Source organism: Gilvibacter sp., assembly GCF_013214815.1.
In the GTDB taxonomy this organism is placed as follows: Bacteria; Bacteroidota; Bacteroidia; order Flavobacteriales; family Flavobacteriaceae; genus Gilvibacter.
Map to the genome: position 1 here is coordinate 91,474 of NZ_JABSPU010000002.1, position 16,615 is coordinate 108,088.

General features: G+C 43.3%; 17 protein-coding genes. 2 read left to right on the forward strand and 15 right to left on the reverse strand.

The window, feature by feature from the left end:
* Window positions 1-46: 46 nt before the first annotated feature.
* Window positions 47-559, forward strand: a complete 513-nt coding sequence (locus HRT75_RS00905; protein ID WP_291182081.1) for an acyl-CoA thioesterase — start codon at window positions 47-49, stop codon at window positions 557-559.
* Between the two features lie 160 nt (window positions 560-719).
* Window positions 720-4,331: a S8 family serine peptidase gene (locus HRT75_RS00910; RefSeq protein WP_291182083.1), complete on the forward strand. Its 3,612-nt coding sequence runs from the start codon at window positions 720-722 to the stop codon at window positions 4,329-4,331.
* Between the two features lie 48 nt (window positions 4,332-4,379).
* Here HRT75_RS00910 and HRT75_RS00915 read toward each other — a convergent pair whose 3' ends face one another.
* The 15 genes from HRT75_RS00915 to HRT75_RS00985 form a co-directional block, all read right to left on the reverse strand.
* Window positions 4,380-5,609, reverse strand: coding sequence for a peptidoglycan DD-metalloendopeptidase family protein (locus HRT75_RS00915; protein WP_291182084.1), 1,230 nt, complete (start codon window positions 5,607-5,609; stop codon window positions 4,380-4,382).
* Window positions 5,609-6,391 (reverse strand): DUF4292 domain-containing protein, encoded by a 783-nt coding sequence (locus HRT75_RS00920; protein WP_291182086.1) that lies wholly within the window; start codon window positions 6,389-6,391, stop codon window positions 5,609-5,611. The genes HRT75_RS00915 and HRT75_RS00920 overlap by 1 nt, the downstream gene beginning before the upstream one ends.
* A gap of 2 nt (window positions 6,392-6,393) precedes the next feature.
* The gene (locus HRT75_RS00925) at window positions 6,394-7,743 is read right to left on the reverse strand and encodes a hypothetical protein (protein ID WP_291182088.1); all 1,350 of its coding nucleotides are present in this window, start codon (window positions 7,741-7,743) and stop codon (window positions 6,394-6,396) included.
* 24 nt (window positions 7,744-7,767) lie between these two features.
* Window positions 7,768-8,784: a sugar phosphate nucleotidyltransferase gene (locus HRT75_RS00930; RefSeq protein ID WP_291182089.1), complete on the reverse strand. Its 1,017-nt coding sequence runs from the start codon at window positions 8,782-8,784 to the stop codon at window positions 7,768-7,770.
* A gap of 40 nt (window positions 8,785-8,824) precedes the next feature.
* Entirely contained in the window at window positions 8,825-9,262 is a 438-nt protein-coding gene (dut, locus tag HRT75_RS00935) for a dUTP diphosphatase (RefSeq protein ID WP_291182090.1), read from the reverse strand.
* A gap of 29 nt (window positions 9,263-9,291) precedes the next feature.
* The gene (locus tag HRT75_RS00940) at window positions 9,292-9,795 is read right to left on the reverse strand and encodes a hypothetical protein (RefSeq protein WP_291182091.1); all 504 of its coding nucleotides are present in this window, start codon (window positions 9,793-9,795) and stop codon (window positions 9,292-9,294) included.
* Between the two features lie 264 nt (window positions 9,796-10,059).
* Entirely contained in the window at window positions 10,060-10,923 is an 864-nt protein-coding gene (atpG, locus tag HRT75_RS00945; protein ID WP_291182092.1) for an ATP synthase F1 subunit gamma, read from the reverse strand.
* 53 nt (window positions 10,924-10,976) lie between these two features.
* Window positions 10,977-12,557, reverse strand: coding sequence for a F0F1 ATP synthase subunit alpha (gene atpA, locus HRT75_RS00950; RefSeq protein ID WP_291182094.1), 1,581 nt, complete (start codon window positions 12,555-12,557; stop codon window positions 10,977-10,979).
* Window positions 12,558-12,599: 42 nt separating this feature from the next.
* Window positions 12,600-13,142 (reverse strand): ATP synthase F1 subunit delta, encoded by a 543-nt coding sequence (gene atpH / locus HRT75_RS00955; protein WP_291182095.1) that lies wholly within the window; start codon window positions 13,140-13,142, stop codon window positions 12,600-12,602.
* 141 nt (window positions 13,143-13,283) lie between these two features.
* On the reverse strand, window positions 13,284-13,784 hold the full coding sequence (locus tag HRT75_RS00960) for a F0F1 ATP synthase subunit B (RefSeq protein WP_291182096.1): 501 nt from the start codon (window positions 13,782-13,784) through the stop codon (window positions 13,284-13,286).
* 86 nt (window positions 13,785-13,870) lie between these two features.
* The gene (gene atpE, locus HRT75_RS00965; protein ID WP_087523796.1) at window positions 13,871-14,095 is read right to left on the reverse strand and encodes an ATP synthase F0 subunit C; all 225 of its coding nucleotides are present in this window, start codon (window positions 14,093-14,095) and stop codon (window positions 13,871-13,873) included.
* A gap of 36 nt (window positions 14,096-14,131) precedes the next feature.
* Window positions 14,132-15,250, reverse strand: coding sequence for a F0F1 ATP synthase subunit A (gene atpB / locus HRT75_RS00970; protein ID WP_291182097.1), 1,119 nt, complete (start codon window positions 15,248-15,250; stop codon window positions 14,132-14,134).
* A gap of 84 nt (window positions 15,251-15,334) precedes the next feature.
* Window positions 15,335-15,742, reverse strand: a complete 408-nt coding sequence (locus HRT75_RS00975) for a DUF6168 family protein (RefSeq protein WP_291182098.1) — start codon at window positions 15,740-15,742, stop codon at window positions 15,335-15,337.
* Window positions 15,743-15,964: an AtpZ/AtpI family protein gene (locus HRT75_RS00980; RefSeq protein ID WP_291182100.1), complete on the reverse strand. Its 222-nt coding sequence runs from the start codon at window positions 15,962-15,964 to the stop codon at window positions 15,743-15,745.
* Window positions 15,965-16,010: 46 nt separating this feature from the next.
* Window positions 16,011-16,433, reverse strand: a complete 423-nt coding sequence (locus tag HRT75_RS00985; RefSeq protein ID WP_366665001.1) for a polymer-forming cytoskeletal protein — start codon at window positions 16,431-16,433, stop codon at window positions 16,011-16,013.
* Between the last annotated feature and the right edge of the window lie 182 nt (window positions 16,434-16,615).

A 16,615-nucleotide genomic window follows, 5' to 3' on the forward strand; every position in this document is an offset into this window, starting at 1 on the left:
TTTTTTCACCAAGTAAATTGGTCTTAACTTTGCCAAAATTCTAGTTATGGAGGCGAAGACACCTAAAGATTCCTGCACCATCATTACCGATTTGGTATTGCCTAGTGAAACCAATCCCTTAGGAAATATGTTTGGAGGCGAGCTACTTGCACGTATGGATCGCGCGGCAAGCATAGCCGCTAGAAGACACAGCAGGCGTATTGTTGTTACCGCCTCCGTGAACCATGTCGCCTTTAACCGAGTCATCCCTTTAGGCAGTGTGGTAACTGTTGAAGCCCGTGTTTCTCGAGCCTTCACCTCTTCTATGGAGATCTTTTTGGATGTATGGATTGAAGATCGCGAAAGCGGCCACCGCTCTAAGGCCAACGAAGCAATTTATACTTTTGTGGCTGTTGATGACACCAACAACCCTGTTCCTGTTCCTGCATTAAAGCCAGAATCAAACTTGGAGAAAGAACGCTATGCTGCGGCCCTAAGACGCCGGCAGCTCAGCCTGCTTTTGGCCGGAAAAATGAAACCGGAGCAAGCCTCAGAGTTAAAAGCTTTGTTTGACGAATAGGCAATTATCTTCAACTTTTTTGAAAATTAGATTCTCTGAGCTATTTTTAAGTGCTTTTAAAAGAGCCCATTAAAAAAATTGCGAATCAAGCCGGGTACTAGTAGAATACTTCCAGGACAGAAAATGGTCCCTTTTCCCGGCTGATAATCACTAACCAACTATGAGATATATTACTTCTAAATTTGTTGTGGTAAGAGCAGCAATGGTTTCAATAACCTTACTGTTTTTTGCTTTCACGAGTTTAGCTCAAAACCCTTTTTCATTTGTCTTTAATGGAGAATTAGTAACGCTAGAAGAGAACATCACTACTTTTGAATGGAACCAGATGCCCGAAAGCTCTAAATTGGCCGAAGGTTACTTTGGATGGGTCCAATTCATAGAGACTCCTGATCAGCAAACTCAAAATTACTTTAAAAGCAATGATCTTCTTCTCTTAGATTACGTGGGCCAAGGAACCTATTTGTTCTATATGCCTGAAACCACCCCGATAAGCGTTCTTTCAGAACGAAAAGTTCGGGCCATTGCCCCCGTAGAGGGTCGATTCAAGTTAGAACCGAAACTCTTAAATTTGGAGATTCCTGATTACGCCCGACAAGGGGAGCGCATTTTGGTTCAATTGGAATACCACAATATTGTTTCTCAGGAATACATTATCAATGATCTTGCCAATCAACAGATCGAAGTAAAGCAGGTATATGATTCTGCTAACTTTATGGACCTGATTATCCCAGACAACTGTCTTGAGTCTTTATCTAATTCATCTTATGTGAGATATGTGGCCCTTGTTCCTCCTCCTCCAGTAAAGGAAGATGTGCAAGGAAAGAGTATTCATCGTTCCAATGGTCTTGATACGCAAATGAGCAGCGGCTGGAATTATACCGGAGCCGGTGTTGGCGTTTTGGTACGTGACGATGGTGTTGTTGGCCCTCATATCGACTTCCAAGGAAGAATAGACAATATCCCTACCTCCTCTGGAGGTTCTCACGGTGATGGTGTCGCTGGTATTTTTGCTGGAGCTGGCAACCTCAACCCGCGTTATCGCGGAATGGCAGCTGGTTCTGATCTCTATGTATCCAATTATGTTTCTACCTTCCTTGATAGTCCCACGACCAGTCTGATTGCAGATGGTTCTGTAATGATCACTAATTCTTCTTATGGAGACGGTTGTAATGGAGGTTATACATTCAATGCCCGAACAGTAGACCAACAAACTAACGATCACCCAAACGTGATGCATGTATTCTCCTGTGGAAATTCTAATGGGAATGACTGTGGTTACGGAGCAGGAAACCAGTGGGGAAATATCACAGGAGGACACAAACAAGGTAAGAATGTCATTGCAACGGCGAATGTCTTCTATGACGGTACGCTTGTGTCAAGCAGTAGCCACGGGCCTGCGCGTGATGGCCGAATCAAACCAGACATCACTGCGCATGGACAAGGACATATTTCGACTGGAGCGAATAACACGTACAGCGCTTTTGGGGGAACTTCTGGCGCCGCTCCCGGTGTCGCAGGAGTTTCTGCGCAATTGTATGAATTGTATGCGGATACCCACGCAGGAGTAATGCCTGAATCAGGTTTGGTTAAAGCTGCGCTATTAAACACGGCAAATGATGCCGGAAATGTAGGGCCAGACTTTAAGTTTGGTTGGGGTATTGTCAATGGACTTCGCGCAGGTAAATTATTGAGCGAAGATCGTTTCATTGTAGAATCCATAAGCAACGGAGAACTCAACACAAATACCTTGACGGTTCCTTCAGGAACTACTCAAATGAGAATCATGGTGTATTGGACAGATCCTGCTGCTGCTTCCGGTGCATCAACAGCGCTTATTAATGACCTCGACTTGGTTGTTAAAGACCCTTCGGACACCCCCTACCTGCCTTGGATACTGGATCCAACTCCAGATCCAGTTACCTTAGATTTACCTGCAACCAACGGTGCAGACCATCTCAATAATATGGAACAGGTATTGATCAACAATCCAGCGGCTGGAGATTACGTTGTTGAAATAAGTGGTTTTGATGTTCCTTTTGGGCCGCAGACATACTATATCGTTTATGAATTTATTCAGGAAAACTTGACCTTAGTATATCCCAACTATGCAGAATCAGTAGTAGCTGGTCAGACAGAAGTAATTCACTGGGATGCTATCAATACCACTGCTGACTTTGTTCTTGAATACACCGCAGATGATGGGGCCAATTGGAATACCATTGCCACGGTTCCTGCAGACGAGTTCAACTATACTTGGACGGTGCCTGAAGTGGTAAGCGGTCAAGTACGCGTACGCGCAACGAGTGGCAGTTTTAGTGACGAAAGTGATCATAATTTTTCCATTGCACCCCAAACAGACAATATTTTGGTAACCCAGGTTTGTGATACCCAGACTACCCTCACCTGGGATGAAGTTCCAGGTGCTGAATCTTACGATATTTATGTATTGGGTACTAAGTATATGGAATTGGTTGGAACCTCTGCAGACAACTTAGCTACGGTCCCAATTGAAAGTGCTGATAATCCATTGTGGGTTGCCATAGCTGCGAGAAATGATTCAGAAGGCTGGTTAGGCCGAAGAACCGTAGCGTACAACCATCCGGGTACGGGCTTATTCAATTGTAGCTTTACCAATGATCTTTCGGTTTGGGAAATTGATACGGAAGTTTCTGAATTCAATTTAGTCTGTGATGCCTCTCCAATTACTATCAAGGCTACCTATTTGAATTCTGGGTTAGCTCCTCAAACGGACTTTGAAATAAGCTATCAATTTGGTTCCGATGCTGCTGTAACAGAAACCTATTCAGGAACCTTAGAAGCGGGTCAATTGCTTGAGTATGAATTCTCCACCCCATTGACCATTACTGAGGCTGGAGACAATACCCTTACCTTATCCATTAGCGCTGCTTCCGATGAAGACAGTACCAACAACAGTGAAGTTTTGAATGTTGTAGTCGCTTTGGAAGGCACTGCACTTGACTCCATAGAGACCTTTGAAGAAACTGGCTTCCCGTCTGATGGCTGGCAGATAGAAAATCCAGATGGCGATACGGGTTGGGCTCAGCGAAGCATCCCCGTAGGAAGTGATGGTGCTGCAACTACTGTAGGTTGGGTGAACAACTACATCTACAATGCCCCAGGAGAAGAAGATATATTCATTACTGAAGTTTTTGAGATAAACGCCTCTGCTGCTGCACCTGCTATGGTGTTTGACTTGGCAAAAGCACAGTATTCGACGACGCTTTCTGATCGATTACGGGTTGAAATCTCTACCGATTGTGGATTAAGCTTTACCCCTGTTTATGACAAGGCCGGCATACCTCTTAGTACTGTTGGAATCGTTACAGCCAATTGGACTCCTGCTAATGCAGACGATTGGCGCAGAGAGGAAATAGACCTAAGCCCATATTTAGGTGAAAATGTCCTGTTCCGATTCATAAATATCAACGGTTATGGCAACAGTACCTATGTAGACAATGTAAACGTTGTGGGGAACGTATTAGGCACTCCAGAGAACCAAATAAGCGGTTTGGTTATGTATCCGAACCCAACCGATGGCGTGGTTAATCTTACCATTCAAGACGCAGGCTTTGGCGATATGTCTGTTAAAGTTATTAATGCGCTCGGTCAAATGGTATGGCAACAAAATAATATAAGCCCGACCAGTGATAGAGCATTGACTATGGATCTTTCTGGATTAAACACGGGGATTTATTTCGTCAAAATAAGCATTGACGGAAATAGCATGACTAAGAAGTTGGTGGTGCGATAAGTTTTAAATGAAAGAGCAAAGCCCGGATCAACGTCCGGGCTTTTTTATTTACATCCGATAAACCCAATCCGCAGGATTCAATCGTGTGGTATTCTTGTAAATCAACAGCTTAATAATCGTCTTTCCACTGGCGGGGTTCTTCGCTATAGTGCCTATTTGCTGCTTGGTGGTCACCTTGTCCCCTGGACTTACTGAGACCGAACTCAGATTGTAATAAACGCTGATATAACTCCCGTGCTGAATCTGAACAAGCTTATTAGCGCCCTTGATCTGTTTGACATCCAGTACCACTCCATCAAAAATTGAACGAGCGTCGGCTCCAGTTGACGTAGCGATCTCAACCCCACTACAAAAGGTCTCTACATTGGGCAATTGCGGGTGTCTGTGTTTCCCGAAACGCTTAACTACCACTCCATTGGTCACTGGCCATGGCAGTTTACCTTTATTACTTGTGAAACTATTACCCAAGGCCTTTGCCTCTGCTGTTAAAGCAAAGGTACTTGAGCTACCTCCTGTCGCATCAGCTCCAGTATTGTTATTGGAATTCACAATAGCAGCCCTTACCAAAGCATCGATCTGCCGGTCAATCTCATCGGCTTGCTTTTGTTTGCTTCGAATTTGACTAGCAAACTTAGACTCATCCTTTTTGAGTTCAGCCACTAAAGCTTCTTGCTGCTCTTTTTCTTTGCGAAGGGCTTCTTTAGTCTTTTTGTTTTCAGCAATCAAGGCTTGCTTCTGCTTTTGCTGTTCCAAAAGGGACTTGTTGAGTTCTTGCAATTCAACTGTTTTACGCTGAATACTCTCTCCCTGTTCTTTTCGGTATTTAGCGTATTGATTCATATACTGAACCCGTTTATAGGCTTGTAAAAAATCTCTAGAAGAAAGCAGGAACATGATGCGGCTTTTGCGGGATTTGCTCTTGTAGCTTTTGACCACCATTTCTGCGTAATCCTCCTTGATCTGAGCCAGTTCTTCCCGAAGCTGATCGATCTTTTTGAGATTCACATTGATCTCGCGAGTCAATAAATTGGCCTGTCTGTTAGTGATTCTGATGAGGTTTTCCTGAGCGCGGATGCGCTTATCGATATCCTCTACTTCTGAGAGTACAGAGCGTTCTTTTTTCTGGGTATCAAAAAGCAAAAGATTGATCTGTTTGATCTCTTGTAGAATCTCTTGGCGTTTTTCTTCCAGAACAGTGCGTTCATCTTTTTGGGCCTGAGCCTGATTGCTAAACAAAAGCAAAGTCAGTAGGCTGATAAAAAGCAGTCGTAAAGTCATTAATCCAGTTGAATTTCAGTAAGTCCGTCTGGCATTGTAAACGGAAATCGAATCGGAATATTTAAATCTACGGAACGAAAATCAATTTCCAAAGTGGTGATGGCGTCATTTTCTGAGGCTTTAATCACAACCTTTTTAGGCAAAACTTGATTGTCAACCTTTTGATAGTTAGGATAATACATTCTCAATTTACGTCCTTCTGTTTCTTGATCGATCCCCTGACTGGCGATTTTGAAGAAATCTGGATTTAGCGATAGGAAGTGCGTGAATAAGGCCAATTCTTGTTTGGGAGCAAGTTTATACTGATTGTTCTCCAAACTCTTTTTATAGCCTTGAGATTCCAATTTGAAAATGGATTGGCCCAAAAGAATGTTTTGCGCTTTTTCAAAATCGATCTCTGTACCTAACCAATCACTGATCAAGGCAAAGTCACCATCAAAATAAGTGCCTCCAATCCTTTCGTAATACTGCACTCTGTCTGGCGTGATCATGGCCTTGGAAAGCGTGATTCCCAAAATGGAAGCTTTGATCCAAATAACTTTATTTTTCTCCATCCGCAGACTTACGGTGATATTCTGGGACGATTTTTCATCCTCATAATCCACATTGACCCGTGCCGCCAAGGTCTCAAACTGCGGCTCTGCCGCTTGATGTGTTTTGATGATATCCTTAACTGAAAAGCCTGGATTGGCATCTTTAGAGCCATTGACCAACTTTGCGCTTCCGCAAGAACTCAACAGAAAGGTTAAAACAAAGGCGATATGTAGTTTCAATTTTTGCATGCTTATGGGGTTCCCAGATCTTGTGCTTTTTTGGCGTATTCCGCCGCTTTCGAGGCATTTCCTTTCTGGTTATACGCCTTGCTGAGTTGATCGTAAAAGTCTTTTTCTAATGCGGGATCATCAATGACGTAATCCACACCTTCCTCCAAAACAGCTATGGCTGCATCTGCCTTGTCTAGACCCATCAGACTAACTCCTTGAAGTAAATAAAGCAGTGACTGGGCAGGATAGATCTCTAGCGCAGTCTCACTCAGGTCAAATGCCTCTTGATAGGACTCTGCGTCTATTTGCAGTAATAGTGTGTTTTTTAGGAGATTGTAATCTGTATTGTTAGCTGAAACACCTTTCTGATAAAATGCTAAGGCCTTTTCCCGTTTGTCTTGACTTAAAAAATAATCCCCCAATTGTTGCCATAAAGCCGAACTGTTCACCGAACTTGAAAAAGTGGTTATGGCCTCATCCAAGGCGTTTTCATAATTCGGATTGTCCGACACAAAATCCATAAAGTCTGCCAGTACTTTATACTTGCTGGAAGCATCTATCGCATCAGCAGCTAGAACACGTTGCATAGAAGCTACAGCCTTTTGCTGGTCGCCATCACGCAAGGCAAATTTATAAAGTGCCAAATGCACCAATTCCGACTCTGGAAAACGAGCCAAAAGCATATTTGCAGCTTCTTGAGCTTTATCCGTATCACCTTCAGTGCTGTAACGGTAAATGAGCTCCAAATAGTCCTGTTCTGTGGCCGTATCGCTGGTTGTGATTCCTTCCAATCGAGTAATCTCTGAAGATACATCACCGGTAATACTGATGACGCGCTTGCGCAATTCGTCCCGCTTTGCGTTGCGCCCTACAGTTTGGTCCAACTCATTGATTAGCGCGATGGCCTCATCAAATCGAGCAGTAAGGACATATAAATTGGCAAGGTCCTCTTTGTATACGGGATCAAAACCGATCAGTTTCTCCACCACTGGAATGGCCTTCTCATAATCTTGGGTCTTGTGATAGACCTCATAAAGCAGCTCTTGGACGTCTTTTCTGCCCGAGAGATAGGAATCGCTTTCAATCAAGGCATTCTCTGCCGATTCGTACTGTTTTAGGGCGATATAATTCTTGGCCATTTCATAATAGACCACAGCTCGCTGATCAGAAACCGATCCAGCAGCGCTCATGGCGCTTTCAAGAGCTTCTAAGGCCTTTTCGTAGTTCTGAATACCCTTTTGCTTAAGCGCTTCAAAAAAGCTCTCCTGGAAGGCGTCAGTTACATTACCGAGATCGTCGGTGAGGATATCGTCATCTTGTGCAAAACTGGGCGCTACTAATCCAAAGATCAGTAGTAAGTAAATCAGCATATGCCCGCCCGTTTTCACTATCTGCTATTTTAATTCTGAGTAGTCGCCAAGGCTTATCGCCTTAAATTGGCCGTTGAAATGGACTTTGTTTCCAATCATAGCCTCTTCTAAAGTAGCGTTTTTAATGGTGGTCTCAGATTGTATTATGCTATTTTTAACGTTGGAGTTCTCTATGGTAGTATCTGCACCAATGCTTACATGTGGGCCTACAACCGTGTCCTTTAATACTACTCCCGGGGCAATACTGCAAGGAGGAATGATCTCCGCATTCTCTAAAGTCACATCCTCGGCAACCAATTCTGCTCCTTCCTCGTGCAAGAAGTTGAGCATCTTAGCATTGGTTTCTACGGTAATGGTTTTGTTTCCGCAATCCATCCAATGATCCACGGTCCCGGTCTTAAAGATCTTACCTTGTGCCATCATGCGCTTAATACCGTCATTGATCTGGTATTCACCGCCATTAATGATCTGGTTCTCCAACACATATTGCAGCTCCGCTTTGAGCTCACCCACATTCTTGAAATAGTAGATTCCAATAACCGCTTGATCACTTACAAACTCTTCTGGCTTTTCTACCAATTCCACTATATGGTCTTCACTGTTTAGTTTGACCACCCCATAGGCTTCAGGATTGGCCACTTTCTTAGTCCAAATGACGCTATCCGCTTCTGGATCCAACTCAAAGCTCGCGCGTATCAAGGTATCCGCATACGCTATAACCGCAGGTCCTTCTAAAGACGGCTCTGCGCACATAATGGCATGACCCGTTCCTAAGGGCTTGTCTTGACGGTAAATGGTTCCTTTAGCTCCTAAACTAGTGGCCAACTCCTTCAAACTCTCCTCTACATCCGTACCAAAAAAGGCAGGATCTCCAATCACAAAAGCAACTTCTTCTATTGGTTGCTTTAGAATTCCTGCAATATCGCGCACCAAACGGTGAACAATTGGCATACCTGCAACAGGCACCAATGGTTTTGGAACGGTTAAAGTATGTGGTCTAAGACGAGAACCTCTTCCCGCCATTGGAACAATGATCTTCATAGTTTAAGCTTGATTTTTTCTTTGATTATTTTGACTGAGGCTACTGTTTTCCGGTACTGCCAAATCCTCCTGCTCCACGCTCGGTTTCACTCAAGGATTGACCTGTATTCCATTGCGCTTGTTCGCACTTGGCAATGACCATTTGTGCAACACGCTCCCCATTGGTGATCTTGAATTCTTGATCGGAAAGATTCACCAAAATAACACCAATCTCTCCACGGTAGTCGGCGTCAATAGTTCCTGGAGCATTTAGAACGGTAATGCCGTGTTTGGCAGCCAAACCGCTCCGAGGTCTTACTTGCGCCTCGTAGCCTTCAGGCAATTCCATAAATAGGCCTGTAGGCACAATGGTGCGTTGTAAAGGCTTTAAAACAATAGGTGATTCCAAGTTGGCTCTGAGGTCCATTCCCGCAGAACCACTGGTTTCATAGGCCGGCAATTGATGCGTGGACTTGTTGATTATCTTAACTGATACCATAGTAATTGGAGGTTGGTTAAGCGTACCGATTAGTGGCCGCCGTCTGGGTTGGGTGCGCTGGGATAATTGAGCTGTTCGCGCTCTGGAATCCCACCTAGTTTGGTATAATGTGTCTTTCCACCTTGCTGATATTGAATGACGCACTCGTCTGCCATTAGCTTAAAGATGTCGTTGAGCTCTGGCACGGGATTTCCGTACTCGCCATTAGGCGCATCACTCATGGTCATGTCTGGTTTTTCTGGGTTAACCCAATGCGCCACATAGACGTTATCATCACCAGGCTTTGTCGCTAGTTCTAACAATTGTCCGCGGTAGTATACGGAGTCGATCTTTACATCCGCAGCCATTTCAGACACTGGAATGATCAAATAAACGCCAGATCCTCCCATTTCTACACCAGCCATCCATTTTTGTGAATAAGCATCCGTGATCGTAAATGGTGGATCGTTCTCTAATTTTTTATTACTACAGTCTGAATTCGCCATAAAAACTAGGGCTAACAGCCAAATTCCAAAGGTTCGTAGTTGATTCATAGTATTGTTTTTAGACTCAACTTCAAAAGTCTTGCCATAAAAGTAAGTCTTTAAAATCTTGATTCGAAGTGAAAATTAGAGGTTTTGTTCACTATTGCAGGGTTTTTTGAGATTCATAGCAGCGCTACGAAGCGAGAAAAAGACAATAAAAGGGGACAAAAAGTCAATTTTTTAACTTTAGTATCTAGATTGAAAAAGACTTACCTATTACAAAAAAGGCTTCCCGTTTCCGAGAAGCCTTAGTTATAATAGCTTTATCAGTGATTATCCGTTCAAGGCTTCTGCACCACCAACGATCTCCAAGATCTCTGCGGTAATAGCAGCCTGACGGGCTTTGTTGTATTCCAAAGTCAAGGAAGCCTTAAGCTCACCAGCGTTGTCTGTCGCTTTGTGCATTGCAGTCATACGTGCTCCGTGCTCACTGGCTACAGAATCGCGAATGGCTTTGAACAATTGCGTTTTTAAGCTTTTAGGGATCAATTGCTCCACGATATACTCTTTGTTTGGTTCAAAGATATAATCGGCAGCTCCGCTAGAAGCATCTTCAGACGCTTGTTGTATAGGCAAGAATTGCTCGTGCATCACGATCTGTGTTGCCGCATTCTTAAACTTGTTGTATACCAACACAATCTGATCGAAATCTCCATTAGTGAAGATATCCATGAGCTGTTGTGCAATAGCAGCACTGTTCTCAAAGTTTAGATCGTCAAAGATCTCGCTGTTGAAATTGACAATGTTCTCTGTCTTACTCAGGATGTCATTCCCTTTCTTACCAATGGTCATAAAAGCGATCTCTTTTCCGGCATAAGTAGTCTCTTTCAACTCCTTACACGCCTTAACAATGTTACTGTTAAAGGCTCCGGCCAAACCTCTGTTGGAAGTAATAGCAACCACCAACACTTTGTTCACCTCGCGTTGCTCAGCGAATGCGCTTCCGCTGTCGCCTTCTAAACTGGCACTCAGGTTCTGAAGCAATTCAGTAAGCTTATCAGCATATGGACGCATCGCAGTGATCGCATCCTGAGCTTTCTTCAACTTGGCTGCAGATACCATTTTCATGGCACTGGTAATCTGCATCGTAGAAGACACTGAGGAGATCCTGTTGCGTATTTCTTTTAAGTTTGCCATGTTGCTTTATTCATTGAAGGCTGGCATCCCTTTAAAAGAGATGCCGACCTTGATTATGCTTGATATTTAGCCGAGATCTCTTTGGCAGCAGTTGTCAAAGTGTCGATAACCTCGTCTGTCAATTTTCCTGCTTTAAGCGTATCCAAAGTACCGCGGTGCTTGGTGTTCAAGTATTCGATATAATCGCGCTCGAATTCTTTTACTTTCTCTACAGGAACTTCGCGTAGTAAGTTCTTAGAACCTGCGTAGATGATCGCAACCTGATCCTCAACAGTGTAAGGGTCATTCTGAGCTTGCTTCAAGATCTCTACGTTACGCTTACCTTTTTCAATTACGTTCAATGTAGCCGCATCTAAGTCAGATCCGAACTTCGCGAAAGCTTCTAGTTCACGGAACTGCGCTTGGTCAAGCTTCAAAGTACCTGCTACCTTCTTCATGGATTTGATCTGTGCAGATCCACCCACACGAGATACAGAGATACCTACGTTAATCGCTGGACGTACACCCGAGTTAAAGAGGTCAGACTCCAAGAAGATCTGTCCGTCAGTAATCGAAATTACGTTTGTTGGAATATATGCAGATACGTCACCCGCTTGTGTTTCAATAATTGGCAATGCAGTTAAGGAACCACCACCTTTTACCTTGTCTTTCAAAGAAGCAGGAAGGTCATTCATATCCTTAGCGATATCATCATCGTTGATCACCTTAGCCGCACGCTCTAGTAGACGCGAGTGTAGGTAGAAAACGTCTCCAGGATATGCCTCACGTCCCGGTGGACGACGTAGCAAAAGAGATACCTCACGGTAAGCTACTGCTTGCTTAGATAGATCGTCATAAATAATTAGAGCAGGACGTCCTGTATCGCGGAAGTACTCTCCAATCGCAGCTCCGGCAAATGGAGCATATACCTGCATCGGTGCAGGGTCAGAAGCGTTTGCAGCAACGATAGTTGTATAAGCAAGAGCTCCTTTTTCTTCTAGTGTACGAGCAATGTTAGCTACTGTAGATGCCTTTTGTCCAACGGCTACATAGATACAGTATACTGGCTCACCAGCATCGTAAAATTCTTTCTGGTTGATGATGGTATCGATACAAACAGTAGTCTTACCTGTTTGACGGTCACCAATTACCAACTCACGCTGACCACGTCCTACTGGGATCATGGCATCAACAGCTTTTACTCCAGTTTGAAGTGGCTCGTTTACCGGCTGACGGAAGATTACCCCAGGAGCCTTGCGCTCTAGTGGCATCTCGAAAGTCTCTCCTGCAATTGCACCTTTACCGTCGATTGGTTCACCCAAGGTGTTTACCACACGACCAACGATTCCTTCTCCTACGTTGATAGAAGCGATTCGTTGCGTACGTTTTACAGTAGCTCCTTCTTTAATACCTTTTGATGGGCCTAAAAGTACAACCCCTACGTTGTCTTCTTCCAGGTTCAGTACAATTCCTTCTAATCCGTTTTCGAATTCTACCAATTCCCCATATTGAGAATTAGACAATCCGTATACGCGGGCAATACCATCACCTACGGTAAGTACGGTTCCAACTTCGTCTAACGAAGCAGTAGCCTCGAAGCCGGAAAGTTGTTGTTTTAAGATCGCTGAAACTTCAGCTGGATTTACTTGTGCCATATCACTGTTTATTACCGGAGCTCAGCTCCGAAAGCGTAATTATTATATGCTATTACTAAATTCTTTTCTAAGTGTACTCAATTGGTTAGAGATGCTTGCATTGTACTGCATATCTCCAACACGCAATACGAAACCGCCAATGATCTCTGGATCGATCTCGTTCTCCAGGCTCACGTTATCGCTACCTGTAAGGGACTTTGCTTTAGCCAATACCTGATCTTTCAAGGCACCGTCTAAGGCAACAGCAGTAGTTACTTTAACCACTTTTACTCCCTGAGTGTCGTTGTAAAGTCCAATGAAACCTGCGGCAACATCGCCTAAGTATTGGGTGCGCTCATTGGCAGCCATTACTTTGATCAGGTTTTGAGTTGTCTTTTGAGTACCCTTGAACAACTCCAACAAAACAGCTTCTTTGTCACTGCTTTTGATAACCGGACTCTGTAGCGCCAATCGCAGCTCTTTGCTATCTGCTACAGTAGCGTGAACGCCTTGCATGTCTTCAAAGACCGCTTTAACGTTGTTGTCTTCTATAGCTTGCTGCAGGGCAGCTTTTGCATATCGCAATCCTACTTTGCTGCTTTTCATCAATTTATAAATTTTTATTTCCGTTAATCAAACAAATAAAAATTTATTTGCTTTGATCAACCGCTTTGCTTTCACACAAAAAATTTAATTATCGCTGGTTTTATGCTGATAAGTAAATTTGTTTGTGCTCATTTCATAGCTCTAGTTTAGTTTAGCGTCACCTAAAAGGTCCTCAACTAATTTTTGCTGCTTACCAGCATCGGCCAACTCGGCGCGTACCACTTTTTCTGCGATATCCACAGAAAGGGAAGCAACCTGGTTTTTAAGATCGGCAACGGCAGCTTTCTTTTCGCTTTCGATGGCAGCTTGTGCTTGAGCGATCATTTGATCCGCAGCAACTTTGGCTTCATCTTTCGCGTCAGCGATCATTTTAGCTTTCATATCACGAGCTTCCTTGAGCATAGCGTCACGCTCTGCACGTGCTTCGTTCAACAATTTCTTGTTGTCAGCCTGAAGATTCTCCATCTCCATTTTGGCTTTCTCTGCAGCGTCAAGGGCTCCTTGAATATTGTCTTCGCGCTCGTTAAGTGCGTTTAGGATAGGTTTCCATGCAAACTTTACCATTAAAAAGATCAACAGTAAGAACAAGATGGTCTGCTTAACGAATAAATCGAGCGAAAAATTTTCTAATAATTGTTCCATAATACTTTATAGTGCTTTAAAACTGTGCGTTAACAAACACTTTCCTGCAACCAACCGTTGCAGGAAAAGTGTAGTTCTTAAGGTTCTTATTTTCCTAAGAAAATAGCCGCGAATGCCAAACCTTCTAAAAGAGCCGCGATAATAATCATCGCAGTTTGGATCTTGTTAGTAGCTTCTGGCTGACGAGCGATACCTTCCATTGCACCTCTACCGATTTGACCTAGACCAATACCAGCACCGATTACGATTAAACCAGCACCTACAAGGTTAGGAACCAATGAAGTAGCTTCTTGAAGAATTGCTAAAGACATAATTGAAATATATAATTAAACAAATAAAATTCTCTCTTAGTGGTGATCGTGCTCTTCTACCGCCATCCCAATAAACAAAGCCGAAAGCATTGTAAAGATGTAGGCCTGAAGAAAAGCTACAAGCACCTCGATCAATGTGATGAACATCGACAATACTAAAGACAAGGTTGTTGACCCTACCGCTGTCATATCGTTCTGCATATTGATCCCGATGGCAATCAAACTCATTACCACGATGTGTCCCGCTGTGATGTTCGCAAACAAACGAACCATAAGCGAGAATGGCTTAATGATCAACGTTCCCGCCAATTCAATTACAGCCAATAAAGGACGTAGCAAATAAGGTACTCCTGGCATCCACAATTGGTGGCTCCAGAAATGCTTGTTACTGCTCGCCAAGTAAATTACCAAAGTAAAGATGGCCAGTGCAGCAGTTACTGCTAATTGTCCTGTTACGTTAAATCCAAAAGGAGCAAGTCCTAATAGGTTCAAAATCCAAACAAAGAAGAATACTGTTAATAGGTAACCGGTAAACTTGCGGTACTTAGCACCAATGTTTGGTTTTGCAATTTCGTCTCTCACGTAGATCACTAGGGGCTCTAATACACGAGCAAACCCTGTAGGGATCTTTTGAGTTTTATATTGTTTGGCCAGACGACCAAATAAGAATAACATTAATAGACCGATCAAAAGAATACCTAAAACACTCTTGGTAATTGAAAGGTCAAAGGGTGCAGTAGCGTTTGTTGGGTGATGCGCATCATCAAACTCAACGGTTGATGCTCCTGCGTTTAATTCGTAGATCTTTCCGTGGATCTTTACAAAACGGCTTCCGCCTTTTTCAACGATCTCTTTTCCGGCATCATCGTGGTGGAAAGCAGAAGACATAAAAGCAGTCAAACCGTTCTCTCCCCATAGAATTACAGGAAGTGGGAATCCAACGTGGCTTTCTTCACCATCAGGGTAATGTGTAAATAGGTGGAAATCGTGAGAATCTTTGGTGTGGTGTACGATGTATTCTTCGATCTCTTCTGGGGTGTTAACCGGGTCGGAATGACCGTCCTTCTTAGCGTCAGGATCACCCTTTGCAAATGCAGTTAACGAGATAAGAAAAACAAGACTAAAGGTCGTTACTGTTTTTGATAGTAGCTTCATTCTAAATTGCTTCCTTTTGAAGTTAGTATAACAACTCCCAAATTTTGGCGCAAAGGTAGGCTTTATTTTCTGTTTAAAACAGCATCATTCTTCATTTTTTGCAACTCTTTTTTCACTGAGCAATCTCGAAATAAAAAAGACTTCAAAAATTAAAGACAAAAACAACGGAATTAGCAAACTGACTGCTTCCGAATTTGTAAACGATTCTCCGTTAAATAAATAGGGATTAAAGACAATCAAAAACACTAAGGCTTTAAGCACAACACTAGCCAGGTAAAGGAATCCCAGCTGGTCGGCAAATTTTTGAGTTCTGTTCAAAGCTGCCAAAACGAAACACAAGACTAGTGAAAAAACAGTGTTGAAAATGTAAATGTCCTGAAGCGGAAAAGGCAATTGGCTACCCGAGTTAGTTAAGAAATTAGTGTGTAAAAAAAATGCACCTATTAGAACCGCTACGAAGACCGCACATGAAATTCCTAGTTTTTTGCCCATTTAATTGTCTTTATTGAACCGATTTACACGATGGATCACGGAAAACATCGAGGCAAAAATAGCAACTAAAGTGATGGTGGTTTCTAAGAAGGTGGTATTAAATTTTGTGTCGAGCCAACTGCCGAGCAAATTTCCCAGCCAAATGATCAGGCCCATTTGCAGACCAATACTTGAAAAGACGGCCCAATTTTTAAGCGCTCCGTTCCCTTTTTGTTTTGGCATTCTTTGTACAGTATATATGCGCCGTGAATTTGGCGCCCTAAGATCCTTAGTTGGATACAGATACGTCCTTGCCCTTTTTGGCAGCACGTACTCCAGCCACTGCAGCAGAATCGCTCAAGGCGTTCTCTATGGCATCTTTGGTCAATCCACCCATAACGCAAGTCGCATTGAAACTGGCTCCGGGCTCCACAGCCAATTTATTGGCAAAAACCTCTCCTTCAATGACGGCTGTAGCACGAAGCGTTAAGGTTCCGGCCACGGTAAGTGTTCCAGAGATCTTTCCTTCGACATCAGCGTTTTCACAGTGTAGAGAACCTTGAAGTGAGCCCGTTTTGCCAACCACAACCTTTGATGGCGTGGTAAGATTTCCTTCTACAGAGCCTTCTAATCTAAATCCGCCTTTAGACTTGATATCACCCACAAGGTGAGTGCCTTCGCTGATCTTATTCTGGTTGGTTCTGGTTTCCATTCCGGGGCGTGATTTTTTATCAGAAAACATAAGTTTTGTTTTGGGGATTAATCGGGATTCTCTGTAGACTCTTGCTCAATATAGGCAGCGAGGTTTTTATGTATTTGGATTACTTTATAGTTGTCTCTACTGATGCTGAAGTATTCCGGCTTCACCTTGTAGCGCTTGTTGTCTCTCAAGAG